Consider the following 12,494-nt stretch of genomic DNA (forward strand, 5'->3'; position numbering starts at 1 on the left):
TTCCAATGCTGGACCTGTTTGGACATTCGGACGAGGCCAGGATTGGCGAGATCGCCGCCGGCTATGCCGCCAACCGGACCGAGGCCGGCACGGATTCTGAAAGACGATTCCGCGACTTGCTGCAGGCTCTGCCGGTCGCGATCTACACAACCGATGCGGAAGGCTGCATCACCTTCTTCAATCGGGCCTGCATCGATTTTGCCGGACGCACGCCGAAGATCGGCGAGATGTGGTGCGTGACCTGGAAGCTCTATATGCCCGACGGCACGGCGCTTCCCCACGCTGAATGCCCGATGGCGATCGCGCTCAAGCAGAACCGGCCAGTGCGCGACGTCGAGGCCGTGGCCGAGCGGCCGGACGGCTCCCGGATCTGCTTCATGCCATATCCGACGCCGCTGCGCGACGAACGCGGCCGGTTGGTCGGCGCGGTGAACATGCTGGTCGACATCACGGCTCGCAAGCAGGCCGAGCAGAGGATGATGCTCCTCACCTCCGAGGTCGATCATCGTTCCAACAACCTGCTCGCAGTCGCTCAGGCGATGCTGCGGCTGACGAAGGCGGATACCGCGGAAGAGTTCCAGACCGTGTTTGCAGGCCGGCTCAGCGCGCTTGCCAACGTGCAGAGGCTGTTTTCGGCTTCGCGCTGGACCGGCGCGAATCTGAAGACCATCGTCGAGGAGGAACTCCGGCCGTACGCAAGCCGGGACGGCGAGCGGATCACGATCGTGGGAGACGACGTCCGCCTGCCGCCTACGCTGGCCCAGTCGATCGCAGTCGCGCTGCATGAGCTCGCCACCAACGCCGCCAAATATGGCGCGCTGTCGGGGCCTTCGGGCAGGCTGGAGATCAGCTGGGAGACCAATGGCGCAGAGCCTCTCGTGCTGCACTGGTCGGAGAGCGGCGGTCCCCGGGTCAACGAGGCGCCGACGCGCAAGGGCTTTGGAATCGGTGCGGTCGACGGCATCATCCGGACCTTGCGCGGAACCATTACCCGACAGTGGAGGCCGGAAGGACTGGTTTGCGAACTGTCCTTCCCAGAAGGCGTAGCCTAGGCCTCGCGGACCACCGTCTTCAGATAATTGTAGGCCTTGATGATCTCGATCAGGCGGTCTTCGGTCGACCGGTCGCCGCCGTTGGCGTCGGGGTGGTGCTGCTTGACCAGCGCCTTGTACTTGCTCTTGACGTCGGCGAGCGTGGAATCGGGGCCGAGGCCCATGACCTGGAGCGCCTTGCGCTCGGCGTTCATCACCTTGCGCGTCTCAGCCTTGGGCTCGGCCTGCGGACCCTTCCGCCAGCCTGCGCGGCCGTTGATCTCACTGAACATGCTGAACGGATCGGACGCCATGTCGATCTCGGCTTCCGCACCCTTCTTGCCGCCATTGGCGCCCATCTTCCAGGTCGGGCGGTGGCCGGTCAGCGCATCCTTCTGGTAGCGCGCGACGGCATCGGCATTCATGCCGGAGAAGAAATTGTAGTTCTGGTTGTACTCGCGCACGTGGTTCAAGCAGAAGTGCCAGTACTCGCGCTGGTTCTCGCGGCCCTTCGGCGCACGGTGCGCGCCCTTGTTCTGACACCCGGCCCATTCGCAATTGACCACGGCGTCGCGCGGCTTCACTTCCGGCTGCTTGCCTTTCGGCTTGACCCGGATGGAGTCGAAGAACTTTGATGAATCGATCGGCATGACTGACTTTGACTACGCAATGCAAAAACCTTCAAGTCTTGACATTGCAATTAGCTGGGAACCCGCAGCCGAAGTTTCACTCCGGCGTCTTCGAGGTACGGCCGCCGCAGGCGGCCTATGCAATTGACGGAGTGCGGCTGCGCGCTTTAATGGCACTCATGGTTATGAAAGACACTATCAGCAACAAGTTGCGGGAAGCTTTCACGCCGGAAAGCCTGCAGGTCGTCGACGAGTCACATTTGCATGAGGGCCACGCCGGCCATCGACCGAGCGGCGAGACACACTTTCGCGTTTATATTGTGTCTCAGGCCTTCAAAGGGAAGAGCCGGGTCGATCGCCACCGCATGATAAATTCGGCGCTGGCTGCGGAACTCTCAGGCAGCGTGCACGCGCTCGCGATCCACGCGCAGGCGCCGGGGGAAGGATAACGGTCGTCATGCCCCGCGAAGGCGGGGCATCCAGTACTCCACGGCGGCGCGGCTAGAATCGAGCTGCCGCGGCGTACTGGATCGTCCGCCCCAGTGCGCAACTGCGCACAAGGCGGACGATGACAATGTGCGTCAAAACGACGTCCCGGCCCGCCTGGGCTTGGCCTCTTCCATCTCCGCCTCACGCGGCACCGGTGAAATACGGAGCGCGGTGATGCGGTTGCGTTCGCGGCGGAGAACGCGGAAACGGAAGCCGTGGAACGTGAAACTCTGGCCGCGGTCGGGGATCGAGCGCGCCTCGTGAATGACGAGACCGGCGACCGTCGTCGCCTCTTCATCGGGCAGGTGCCAGTCCATGGCGCGGTTGAGATCGCGGATCGGCACCGAGCCGTCGACCACGACCGAGCCGTCCGGCTGGGCGCGCACGCCGGCGACCACGACATCGTGCTCGTCGGAGATGTCGCCGACGATCTCTTCCAGAATGTCTTCCAGCGTCACGAGACCTTCAACTTCGCCGTACTCGTCGACGACGAGGGCGAAATGGGTTTTTCGCCGCCGAAACGCCTTGAGCTGCTCGGAGACCGGGCGCATCTCCGGCACGAACCAGGGCGGCAATGCGATGGTGGAGACGTCGATGCGCGAGGTATCGCCGTCGGACGCGCGGATTGCGCGCAACAAATCCTTGGCGTGAAGCACGCCGATGATGTTTTCCGGCTTCTCGCGCCACAGCGGAATGCGGGTGTACTCGGTCGCCAGCACCTCGCGCACCAGTTCCTCCGGCGGCAGGTCGGCATTGATCATCATCATCTCGGTGCGATGGATCATGACGTCGGAGACCTGCAGCTCGCGCAGATCGAGCAGGCCGCCGAGCATGTCGCGGTCCTGCTTCTCGACCTTGCCCTCGTGGTGCAACAGGTCGACCGCGCCGCGCAGCCGCTCGGTCGGCGACAGGATCGCCTGGTGCTCGCCGGCCAGACCAAACAAGCGCATCAGCACACGGACGATGACCTCGACGATCCGCAGCAACGGTCCCAGCACATACATCGTCAGCCGCATCGGGCGCGCGACCGCAAGCGCCATGCGGTCGGGCGCGTTGATGGCGATGGTCTTCGGCAGCACCTCTGCGAAGATCACGACGAGTGCCGTCATCACGCCGGTGGCATAGAGCACGCCGACATCGCCGAACCAGGCCGTGAAGATGCTGGTGGCGAGCGCGGACGCGCTGATATTGGCGATGTTGTTGCCGAGCAGCAGAGCGCCGATCAGGCGCTCGCGCATGTCGAGCAGCTGCGAGACGACATCGGCGTCGTGGTTACCCTGCTTGGAGAGCCGCAGCATGCTGGCGCGCGAGGCGCCGGTCAGCGCGGTCTCGCTCGCGGCGAAGAAGCCTGAGACGAGCAGACAGAGAATGACGATGGTGAATCCGAGCCAGTCCATGCACCACTCAAAAACCGGTTAGCCGCGCATCAAGCCTTCTGCGCGAGCTTCTCTTTGAGGAAATCGCGCACCGGCGCCGGCTCGACGTCCTTCGCGATCACGGCCCGCCCGACCGCCTCCAGCAGGATGAAGGTGAGCTTGCCGCGCTTGACCTTCTTGTCCTGCGCCATCAGCGCCATCAGCGCGTCGGCGTCGGCAAGCCCTTCCTGCGCGAAACCGGCGATGTCCTGCAGGCGGGTCGGCAGGCCGGCCTCGATGAGGTGACGCTCGACGCGCGCGGCATCGGCCTCGCCGATCATGCCAAGCTTCGCCGAGAACTGCGCCGCCAGCGTCATGCCGATCGAAACACCCTCGCCATGGAAAAGGCGATCGGAGAAACCGGTCGCGGCCTCCAGCGCGTGGCCAAAGGTATGGCCGAGATTGAGCAGCGCGCGCTCGCCGGTCTCGCGCTCATCGCGCGAGACCACGCCGGCCTTGGCGCGGCAGGAGGTCGCGATCGCGTGCTCGCGTGCCGAACCGCCCTTGAAAATGTCGGAGTGGTTCTTCTCCAGCCAGGTGAAGAAGGCTTCGTCGCCGAGCACGCCGTATTTGGCGACCTCGGCATAGCCGGCGCGGAACTGCCGCGGCGACAGCGTGTCGAGCACGGCGGTGTCGGCGATGACCAGCACGGGCTGGTGGAAGGCCCCGAGCAGATTCTTGCCCTGCGGCGAATTGATGCCGGTCTTGCCGCCGACGGAGGAATCGACCTGCGCCAGCAGCGAGGTCGGCACCTGCACGAAATCGACGCCGCGCCGCAGGATCGCGGCCGCAAAGCCGGCGAGATCGCCGACCACGCCGCCGCCGAGCGCGATGACGAGATCGTTGCGTTCGATCTTCGCGGCGATCAGGGCCTCGCTGACCTTTTCGAGGCCGGCATAGGTTTTGGAGATCTCGCCTTCCTCGACCACGATGCGCGAGGTCGGAATGCCGGCAGAAGCGAGCGACGCTTCGGTCGGCTCGAGCCAGTGTTTTGCGACGGTGCGATCGGTGACGATTGCCGTACGCACGCCGGGTCGCAAGCGCGCGACCCGCTCGCCGAGCGAGGCCAGCACGCCGCGGCCGATGACGATGTCATAGGCGCGATCGCCGAGTGCGACATCGACGTTGACAGGATCGGAATGTTTCAACGGCGCAGTCATCGTACGGCACTCGCAACGTCGGCAGGTGATTGGGCGGCCTGTTCGCCGCGGAGATGGGCGCGCAGCGTCTCGATGCATTCCTCGACGATCTTGTCGTGCGGCACGTCGCGCGAGGCGATGGTGAGGTCGGCACGGCCATAGATCGGCTCGCGCTCGGTGAGCAGGCGCGTCACGGTTCCTTCGGGATCGGCGGTCTGGAGCAGCGGGCGATCGGCGCGGCGGCGCACCCGGCGCATGATGACGTCGGGGTCGGCCTTGAGCCAGATCGAGACCGCCTTGGCCGCAATGCGGTTGCGCGTCTCCTCGCGCATGAAGGCACCGCCGCCGGTCGCCAGCACGATCGGCTCGCCGTCAAGCAGGCGCGCGATCACCCGCGCCTCGCCATCCCGGAAATACGGCTCGCCATGGCGCTCGAAAATCTCCGGTATGGTCATGCCGGCATGAGCGATCTCGATCTCGGTGTCGGCGTCAACGAAGGGCAGCTTGAGCCGGGCCGCCATGCGGCGGCCGATGGTGGATTTGCCCACCCCCATCATGCCGACGAGCACGATCGAGCGCGTCCCGAGCGCCGACAGGATGTCGGCCTCAGGGGCGGCTTGTATCGGCAACGCGGCGTCGGGCATAAATCTCGCTCTGGGTCTCGCTCGATCTGCCGCCGGAGGCGGCATGCTTGGGCCACCTATACGACCCCCTCGGGGCCCTCGCCAGAGGACTCTTGCCACGAAACGGCGAACATGTTGGATGATTTCATTGGTTAATTTGGACGCCTGAGACCTTCCCGAGACCTTGCCCGATGCCCAGCCTGTTCCGCTTCCTGACGGTCGTCGCCGTGATCGCCGGCATCGTCTATGGCGTGGTCTTCGCGCTGGCGAACTTCGTGAGCCCGAAGTCACGAGAAATGACGGTGACGATCCCACCGGATAAATTTCTCAAGAAATAGGAGCTAGCTTCCAGGGCATGCGCGTACAGCCCTCAGACAGCAAGCTCACCGGCCTGTTCCTCGACATGCTCGCGGCGGAACAGGGCGCCGGCCCCAATACGCTCGACGCCTACCGCCGCGACCTCACCGATTTCTCGGAATTTCTGGGCCGCGTCGGGCACAGCTTTGCCGACGCCGAGACGCAAATCCTGCGCGATTACCTCGCCGATCTCGACAGCCGCGGCTTCAAGTCCACCAGCGTCGCGCGGCGGCTGTCGGCGATGCGGCATCTCTACCGCTTTCTCCTGAACGAGCGCATCCGCACCGAAGATCCCGCGGCGATCCTGTCCGGCCCCAAGCGCGGCCGCGGCCTGCCGAAGGTGCTGTCGATCGCGGATGTCGACCGCATGCTCCGCCGCGCCAAGGAATTGAGCGAGGCGGAGGACGCTTCGCCCTCGAAACGGCTGCGCGCGTTGCGGCTCTATTGCCTGCTCGAGGTGCTCTACGCCACCGGCCTGCGCGTCTCCGAGCTGGTGGCGCTGCCGCGCTCCGCGGCCAAACGCGACGCCCGCATGATCGTGGTGCGCGGCAAGGGCAACAAGGAACGCCTGGTGCCGCTCAACGAGGCCTCACGGCAGGCGATGGCCGATTATCTCGCGGCGACGGAAGCAGCAAAGGCCGACAAGAAGAACAGCGTGGCCGCCTCGAAATGGCTATTCCCATCGTTCGGCGAGAGCGGGCATCTGACGCGGCAGCATTTCGCCCGCGACCTGAAGGAGCTTGCTGTCGCCTCGGGGCTGCAGGCCCGGCTGGTCTCCCCGCACGTGCTGCGCCATGCCTTTGCCAGCCACCTCCTGCACAACGGCGCGGATCTGCGCATCGTGCAGACCCTGCTCGGCCACACCGACATCTCCACGACCCAGATCTACACCCATGTGGTCGAGGAACGCCTGAAGAGCCTGGTGCGCGACCTGCACCCGCTGGCGGAGAAATAGGTCTCGTGCCCCGGCTCTGCGCAGCAGCGCTATAGAAGCGCTGCAGCGCGTCCGGGACACGAGAGTTGAGCCAAGGCGCCAAACCGCCTTGACTTCGGCCACATCTCCGCAGAAAGAGCCGTGGCCTCACGCATGATTTGGCGGGCTGCTCCAGAGCACACAAGCCAACTCATTGAAGAAGCTACATTTCTTTCCGCCGATCCAAACCCGCTTCGACGCCTCGCCCCGTCCTCGCTATATTGAGTTGATGCCAGAATCACATGCGCAGCTATCTCGACTTCGAAAAGCCGGTCGCCGAGCTCGACTCCAAGGTCGACGAGCTGCGGACGCTTGCGGCCTCGGGCACCGATATCTCCGAGGAAATCGGGAAGATCGAGGACAAGGCGGCGCAGGCGCTGGCCGACCTCTATCTGAACCTGACGCCGTGGCAGAAGACGCTGGTCGCGCGGCATCCGCAGCGGCCGCATTTCAACGACTTCATCAAGGGCCTGATCACCGAATTCACCCCGCTCGCCGGCGACCGCAAATTCGGTGAGGACGAGGCGCTGGTTGCCGGCTTCGGCCGCTTCCGCGGTGAAGCCATCTGCGTGATGGGCCAGGAAAAGGGCGATTCCACCGAGAGTCGCATCCGGCACAATTTCGGCATGGCGCGGCCCGAGGGCTATCGCAAATGCGTGCGGCTGATGGAAATGGCCGAGCGGTTCGGCCTGCCCGTGCTGTCGCTCGCCGATTCCGCTGGCGCCTATCCCGGCATCGGCGCCGAGGAGCGCGGCCAGGCTGAGGCGATCGCGCGCTCGACCGATGCCTGCATGGCGCTGACCGTGCCCAACGTCGCCATCATTACCGGTGAAGGCATGTCGGGCGGCGCCATCGCCATCACCACCGCCAACAAGGTCTTGATGCTGGAGCACGCGATCTACAGCGTGATCTCGCCTGAGGCCGCCTCCTCGATCCTGTGGCGCGACGGCTCCAAGGCGCAGGAAGCCGCCAACAACATGAAGATCACCGCGCAGGACATGCTGCGCTTCGGGGTGATCGACAGCATTCTGAAGGAGCCGGTCGGCGGCGCCCACCGCGACCCCGCCGCCATGATCGCCACCACGGGCGATGCCATCGCCAAGGCCTTTGACGAGCTCCGCGGCCTGGATGGTGACGCCATCCGCAGGCAGCGGCGCCAGAAATTCCTCGATATCGGCCGGAAACTGGGCTGATTCGGGTCAGATTCCGGTCCCGTAGGGTGAGCAAAGGCGCAAAGCACCGTGCCCACCAGCCGGTCTGACGGCGGAGAATGGTGGGCACGCTTCCGCCTTCGCTCTTCGAGCTACGGCGGACAAGTCGCTTTGCCCACCCTACGAGACCTCCGGTAACTCCCCGTTAACCCTTTTTTTGCCCAAATCAGCGATCTCTGTCCGGATTGGGCCGAAAAGCCCAAGTACGGCCCAAAGTCGCGTCCATTTAGTCTTCGTTGACCATGCCACTGGGCCAACGGGCTCGTGATCCCAGCTCGGGTTGCGACCACATGACCCAGAGGTTAGAATTTTAATCAATGGCTTCAGGGCACAAGCGCTGGAGCGTGGTTCGAAAAAGCCCGTCACGACGGGTCCGGATCTCCGGTCGGATCATGCTTCGAGATTGGGGTTCGCGCTGCTTGCCCGGCACGGTGTGGGGTCCATCTTGATTTCTCGTTCGCTTGCTCGCGCGCTTTTGGCTTCGGTTGCGCTGCTGACGGCCAGTGTTCTGCTGACCGGCTGCGACACCGACCAGGTCTCGCTCGCGACCAACGCCAAGGCCAACCAGCCGGTGCCGCCAAAGCTTCTCGCCGCGATGGTCGAGAAGAACATGGATCTGCAATCGCCGATCCTGGTCCGGCTGTTCAAGCAGGAGGCCGAGCTCGAGGTCTGGAAGCAGGCCCGCAACGGCCAGTTCGCGCTGCTCAAGACCTATCCGATCTGCCGCTGGTCGGGCGATCTGGGTCCGAAGGTGCGCGAAGGCGACCGCCAGGCGCCGGAAGGATTCTACTCGATCAATCCGGGCCAGATGAATCCGCAGTCGGCCTATTACCTGTCGTTCAACACGGGCTATCCGAATGCGTTCGACAAGGCCTTGGGCCGCACCGGATCGCAGCTGATGGTCCACGGCGATTGTTCGTCGCGCGGCTGCTACGCGATGACGGACGAGCAGATCGCGGAGATCTATTCGCTTGGCCGCGAGTCGTTCTTCGGCGGCCAGAAGGCGTTCCAGCTCCAGGCCTATCCGTTCAAGATGACGCCGGTGAACATGGCCAAGCACCGGAACAACCCGAACATGCCGTTCTGGAAGATGATCAAGGAAGGCTATGACCATTTCGAGGTGACGCGGCAGGAGCCGAAGGTCGATTTCTGCGAGAAGAAGTACGTCTTCGACGCAGCCAAGACGCCCGACGCCAAGCGCGATCCGGTGTTCGACGCCTCGGCAAAGTGCCCGGCCTATGTGATCCCCGAGGAGATCGCCAGCGCCGTGCGCGACAAGGATGCGCGCGACCAGGCCGAATACAACAAGCTCGTCGCCAAGGGCACGCCGATGGCGCGCATGAACACCGGCATCGACGGCGGCATGAACAAGATCTTTGCCTCAAAGATTCCGGAGGGATCGACCGGACTCTCGGAGAACGCCGAAGGCTCGACCCTGGAGATGCTGGCGATGGCGAAGGCGCCGGGCACGATCCCCGGACACGTCAATCCGCCCAAGCCCAATCTCGATGCGGTCGCCACCGCTCCCGCGAACCAGGAGCCGGTCGTCGCCGTCAGCGCGCCCGCTGCCACCACCCGCGTCGCCGCGGCCGCGCCGGCTAGCGAGAAATCGTCAGGCGGCTTCTTCTCCAACCTCGGCCGCAAGATGGGCCTCGGCACCGCCGACACCACGGCGACCACGCCTCCCCCTCAGGCGACCGCCTCCGTGGCTCCGGTCGCCGCGCCCGCGACGCCGCCCACCGCGACGTCGAGGCTGAAGGCCGCGGTGACGAGGTTCGTGCCCGGCCGCGACACGACCAAGGACGCGCCCAAGCCAGCCGTCGCCGCCGCCAAGCCCGCCGAACCGGTGAAGCCGGACACGCGCCTCGCCGCGACGCGTCCGGCGCTGAAGCCGTCGGTGAGCGATGGCGCGAGTGAAGCGACGCAGATCATGGGCGCTGCCCCGGTGGTGTCGTCGAACTCGTTCGACAGCCGCTTTGGGGCGGTGAAGTAAGGGCCGCGTTCCGCTCAATCTCTCCGATCCATCTCAGCTGGACGCCGTCAGTCGAGCCACGGTGAGAGCGGTGCGCCTCACTTAAAGGCGGGCAGCGCACCCTACGGCGCCAGGTACCGCATCAGTTCCGGATTGCCGCGCACGTCATTCGCCTGCCCCTGCAACGCGACCCTGCCGCGGTCCAGCACATAGGCGTAATCGGCGACGCGCAGCGCGAGGTCGAGGTGCTGCTCGACGATGATGACGGCGATGCTCTTCGCGAGCTCGATCAGGCGCTCGGTGATCTCCTCGATCACGCCGATCCAGACGCCTTCGGTCGGCTCGTCCAGCAACAACAGCTTCGGATCGCCCAGCATCGCGCGGCCGATGGCGAGCATCTTGCGCTCGCCGCCGGAGAGGGTGCCGGCGGGCTGGTCGAGGCGCTGGCCGAGTTTCGGGAAGATGGTCAGCACATGGTCGACCGCGTCGGCCTTCTTGCTGGCGAGCGAGCCGACCGCGAGATTGTCGCGCACCGACAGGCGCGCGAACACCGAATGCTCCTGCGGCACGTAGCCGATGCCGGCGCGCACGCGCTCCTGGGTCGCGCGGCGGCTGATGTCGCGTCCGTCGAACGCGACCTCGCCCTTCCATGCCGGCAGCTCGCCGACGATGGTCTTCATCAGCGTGGTCTTGCCGGCGCCGTTGCGGCCGAGCACGGCGACGCCGCCGCGCCAGGGAATGCCGAGGGTGACGTCGAACAGGACCTGGCTGCGGCCATAGCCCGCGTCGAGATGCTTGATGTCCAAAAATTCAGGCACGGCGCAGATAGATCTCCTGAACGGATTTGTTGGCCTGGATCTCGGACACGGTGCCCGATGCCAGCACCTTGCCCTGGTCGAGCACGGTGAGACGGTCACAGATGTCGCGGATGAAATCGAGGTCGTGCTCGACGATGACGAGCGAGCAATGCTGCTTGATCGGCTGAAGCAGTTCACCGGTGACGCGGCGCTCCTCCAGGCTCATGCCGCCGGTCGGCTCGTCCAGCAGCAGCAGCTTCGGCTTGCCCGCGAGCGCCATCGCGATCTCCAGCCATTGCTGCTGGCCGTGCGACAGTGCGGCCGCCGCGTCGAAGGCACGATCGGCGAGGCGGAACTGCGTCAGCATGGTCATGACCTGGTCGTGCAGCGCGCCCCGCGTGCGCGAGAATACGAGATCGAACAGCGAGGATTGCGCCTGCAGCGCGAGCAGGATGTTGTCGTAGAGCGTCAGCGTCGGAAGCACGCTGGTGATCTGGAATTTCAGGCTCATGCCGGCCCGGGCCCGTTCGGTCGGCGTGAACGCGGTGATGTCGGTGTTGATGAAGCTCACTTTGCCTTGGGTCGGCACCTCGGCCCCCGCAATGCACTTCATCAGCGTGCTCTTGCCGGACCCGTTCGGTCCGATCAGGCCGTGAAACTCGTTCTCGCCGACGGTGAGCGCGGCGCCGTCGAGCGCGGTGAGCTTGCCAAAGATCTTCCTGATGCCGGCGGCTTCAAGGAGCGGCATTGCGCTTCTCCTTGTCGGTCTCCTTCTCGGTCCCCTTGGGCCTGGCACCAAAGCTGCCGACACGTTCGCGCTCGCCGAGCACAAAACTGATCAGGCCGAGCGGCCGGAACAGGATCACGAGCAGCAGCAGCAGACCGAGGATGATCGGCCAGATGTCGCGGTAGTTGTCGGAGAGCCAGAAGCTGACGCCCTCGACGATCACCGTGCCGATGACGGCGCCGATCAACGTGCCGGAACCGCCGAACAGCACATAGAGCACCACCTGCGTCGAGACCACGACGCCGACCATGTTGGGCCAGACGAAACCCTCGTGGAAGGCATAAAGGCTGCCGGCAAGGCCTGCGATGGCGCCGCCGATCGCGAAGATGATCGCCTTGAGATGCTGCGCCTTGTAGCCGAAGAAGGCGATGCGCTGCTCGTTCTCGCGCAGGCCTGCGAGCGCCAGCCCGAATTGCGAGCGCACCAGGAAGCGGCAGAGCAGGTAGACGACGACGAGGATGCCGAGCACGAGATAGTAGAAAGCCGGGCCTTCAGTAAACTCGTAGCCGCCGAGCGACATCGGCGCGATCGAGGGGATGCCGTTCTGGCCGCCGAGATAGTACCAGCCGCGCGCGAGGCGATCGGCGGCGTAGGAGCCGGTCAGCGTGCCCAGCGACACGAAGATCACGCTGGAGGGATGCCGTCCGAGCAGCAGGAAGCCGCCGAGCAGCAGCGCGAAGGTGAGGCCGATCAGCGTTCCCGCCGGCAGCACCAGGAAGATGTTGGTGATGTCGAGGTCGCGCGCGAGCAGCGCGACGCCATAGCCGGCCGAGCCGAAGAACAGGGCCTGGCCGAAGCTCATGATGCCGGCATAGCCCCAGACCAGGTCGAATGACAACGCGAACAGCGCGAGGATGATCACGCGCGTCGCGAACACCGTGAGGTAGTCCTGCAGCACCAGCGGCGCGAGCAGCGCCGCGACGAGCACGACGCCCTCCACGATCGGCAGGACCTTTCGTCCTGCCTTGACCTGTTCCTTGGCCTGTCCCGCGGCCACGCGTTCAGCCATCGCATCGTCCGCTTCGTCGCCGGCGATGGCTTCTCTTACCACACTCATCGACTTAGGCATTC

The 12,494-nt window shown here is 65.1% G+C and carries 13 protein-coding genes; 6 read left to right on the top strand and 7 right to left on the bottom strand.

Going from position 1 to position 12,494, the window contains the following annotated elements:
* The first annotated feature begins 5 nt into the window (after nucleotides 1-5).
* Nucleotides 6-1,052 (top strand): sensor histidine kinase, encoded by a 1,047-nt coding sequence (locus BJ6T_RS00910; protein WP_014490399.1) that lies wholly within the window; start codon nucleotides 6-8, stop codon nucleotides 1,050-1,052.
* Here the strand turns inward: BJ6T_RS00910 and BJ6T_RS00915 are convergent.
* Nucleotides 1,049-1,681: a J domain-containing protein gene (locus BJ6T_RS00915; protein WP_014490400.1), complete on the bottom strand. Its 633-nt coding sequence runs from the start codon at nucleotides 1,679-1,681 to the stop codon at nucleotides 1,049-1,051. The genes BJ6T_RS00910 and BJ6T_RS00915 overlap by 4 nt on opposite strands.
* Before the next feature lie 158 nt (nucleotides 1,682-1,839).
* Between BJ6T_RS00915 and BJ6T_RS00920 the strand changes: the two genes are divergently transcribed.
* Nucleotides 1,840-2,109, top strand: coding sequence for a BolA family protein (locus BJ6T_RS00920; RefSeq protein ID WP_028170093.1), 270 nt, complete (start codon nucleotides 1,840-1,842; stop codon nucleotides 2,107-2,109).
* A 132-nt stretch (nucleotides 2,110-2,241) separates the two neighbouring features.
* On the opposite strand, the gene BJ6T_RS00925 is transcribed toward BJ6T_RS00920, so the two are convergent.
* From BJ6T_RS00925 to BJ6T_RS00935, 3 genes are read right to left on the bottom strand one after another with little or no spacing between them, the layout of a single operon-like run.
* Complete coding sequence (locus tag BJ6T_RS00925; protein ID WP_014490402.1) at nucleotides 2,242-3,546, bottom strand: HlyC/CorC family transporter; 1,305 nt, start codon at nucleotides 3,544-3,546, stop codon at nucleotides 2,242-2,244.
* 29 nt (nucleotides 3,547-3,575) lie between these two features.
* Nucleotides 3,576-4,724, bottom strand: a complete 1,149-nt coding sequence (gene aroB, locus BJ6T_RS00930) for a 3-dehydroquinate synthase (RefSeq protein WP_014490403.1) — start codon at nucleotides 4,722-4,724, stop codon at nucleotides 3,576-3,578.
* The gene (locus BJ6T_RS00935) at nucleotides 4,721-5,347 is read right to left on the bottom strand and encodes a shikimate kinase (protein ID WP_014490404.1); all 627 of its coding nucleotides are present in this window, start codon (nucleotides 5,345-5,347) and stop codon (nucleotides 4,721-4,723) included. Before BJ6T_RS00935 ends, aroB begins: the two co-directional genes overlap by 4 nt.
* Before the next feature lie 170 nt (nucleotides 5,348-5,517).
* On the opposite strand from BJ6T_RS00935, the gene BJ6T_RS00940 reads away from it, so the two are divergent.
* The 4 genes from BJ6T_RS00940 to BJ6T_RS00955 all read left to right on the top strand — a co-directional run bounded on the left by BJ6T_RS00940 (nucleotide 5,518) and on the right by BJ6T_RS00955 (nucleotide 9,860).
* The gene (locus BJ6T_RS00940; RefSeq protein WP_014439243.1) at nucleotides 5,518-5,664 is read left to right on the top strand and encodes a hypothetical protein; all 147 of its coding nucleotides are present in this window, start codon (nucleotides 5,518-5,520) and stop codon (nucleotides 5,662-5,664) included.
* A gap of 17 nt (nucleotides 5,665-5,681) precedes the next feature.
* On the top strand, nucleotides 5,682-6,638 hold the full coding sequence (gene xerD, locus BJ6T_RS00945; protein ID WP_014490405.1) for a site-specific tyrosine recombinase XerD: 957 nt from the start codon (nucleotides 5,682-5,684) through the stop codon (nucleotides 6,636-6,638).
* Nucleotides 6,639-6,898: 260 nt separating this feature from the next.
* Nucleotides 6,899-7,849 (top strand): acetyl-CoA carboxylase carboxyltransferase subunit alpha, encoded by a 951-nt coding sequence (locus BJ6T_RS00950; RefSeq protein WP_014490406.1) that lies wholly within the window; start codon nucleotides 6,899-6,901, stop codon nucleotides 7,847-7,849.
* A 463-nt stretch (nucleotides 7,850-8,312) separates the two neighbouring features.
* Nucleotides 8,313-9,860 (top strand): L,D-transpeptidase family protein, encoded by a 1,548-nt coding sequence (locus BJ6T_RS00955; protein ID WP_161170724.1) that lies wholly within the window; start codon nucleotides 8,313-8,315, stop codon nucleotides 9,858-9,860.
* A 101-nt stretch (nucleotides 9,861-9,961) separates the two neighbouring features.
* On the opposite strand, the gene BJ6T_RS00960 is transcribed toward BJ6T_RS00955, so the two are convergent.
* The 3 genes from BJ6T_RS00960 to BJ6T_RS00970 are packed head-to-tail and all read right to left on the bottom strand — an operon-like array spanning nucleotide 9,962 to nucleotide 12,492.
* Entirely contained in the window at nucleotides 9,962-10,657 is a 696-nt protein-coding gene (locus BJ6T_RS00960) for a branched-chain amino acid ABC transporter ATP-binding protein (protein WP_014490408.1), read from the bottom strand.
* Nucleotides 10,650-11,384 carry an ABC transporter ATP-binding protein gene (locus tag BJ6T_RS00965; protein ID WP_014490409.1) on the bottom strand — a complete coding sequence of 245 codons (735 nt, stop codon included), beginning with the start codon at nucleotides 11,382-11,384 and terminating at the stop codon, nucleotides 10,650-10,652. Before BJ6T_RS00965 ends, BJ6T_RS00960 begins: the two co-directional genes overlap by 8 nt.
* The gene (locus tag BJ6T_RS00970; protein ID WP_014490410.1) at nucleotides 11,371-12,492 is read right to left on the bottom strand and encodes a branched-chain amino acid ABC transporter permease; all 1,122 of its coding nucleotides are present in this window, start codon (nucleotides 12,490-12,492) and stop codon (nucleotides 11,371-11,373) included. The genes BJ6T_RS00965 and BJ6T_RS00970 overlap by 14 nt, the downstream gene beginning before the upstream one ends.
* Between the last annotated feature and the right edge of the window lie 2 nt (nucleotides 12,493-12,494).

Origin of the sequence: Bradyrhizobium japonicum USDA 6 (assembly GCF_000284375.1) — a bacterium.
GTDB classification, from domain to species: Bacteria; Pseudomonadota; Alphaproteobacteria; order Rhizobiales; family Xanthobacteraceae; genus Bradyrhizobium; species Bradyrhizobium japonicum.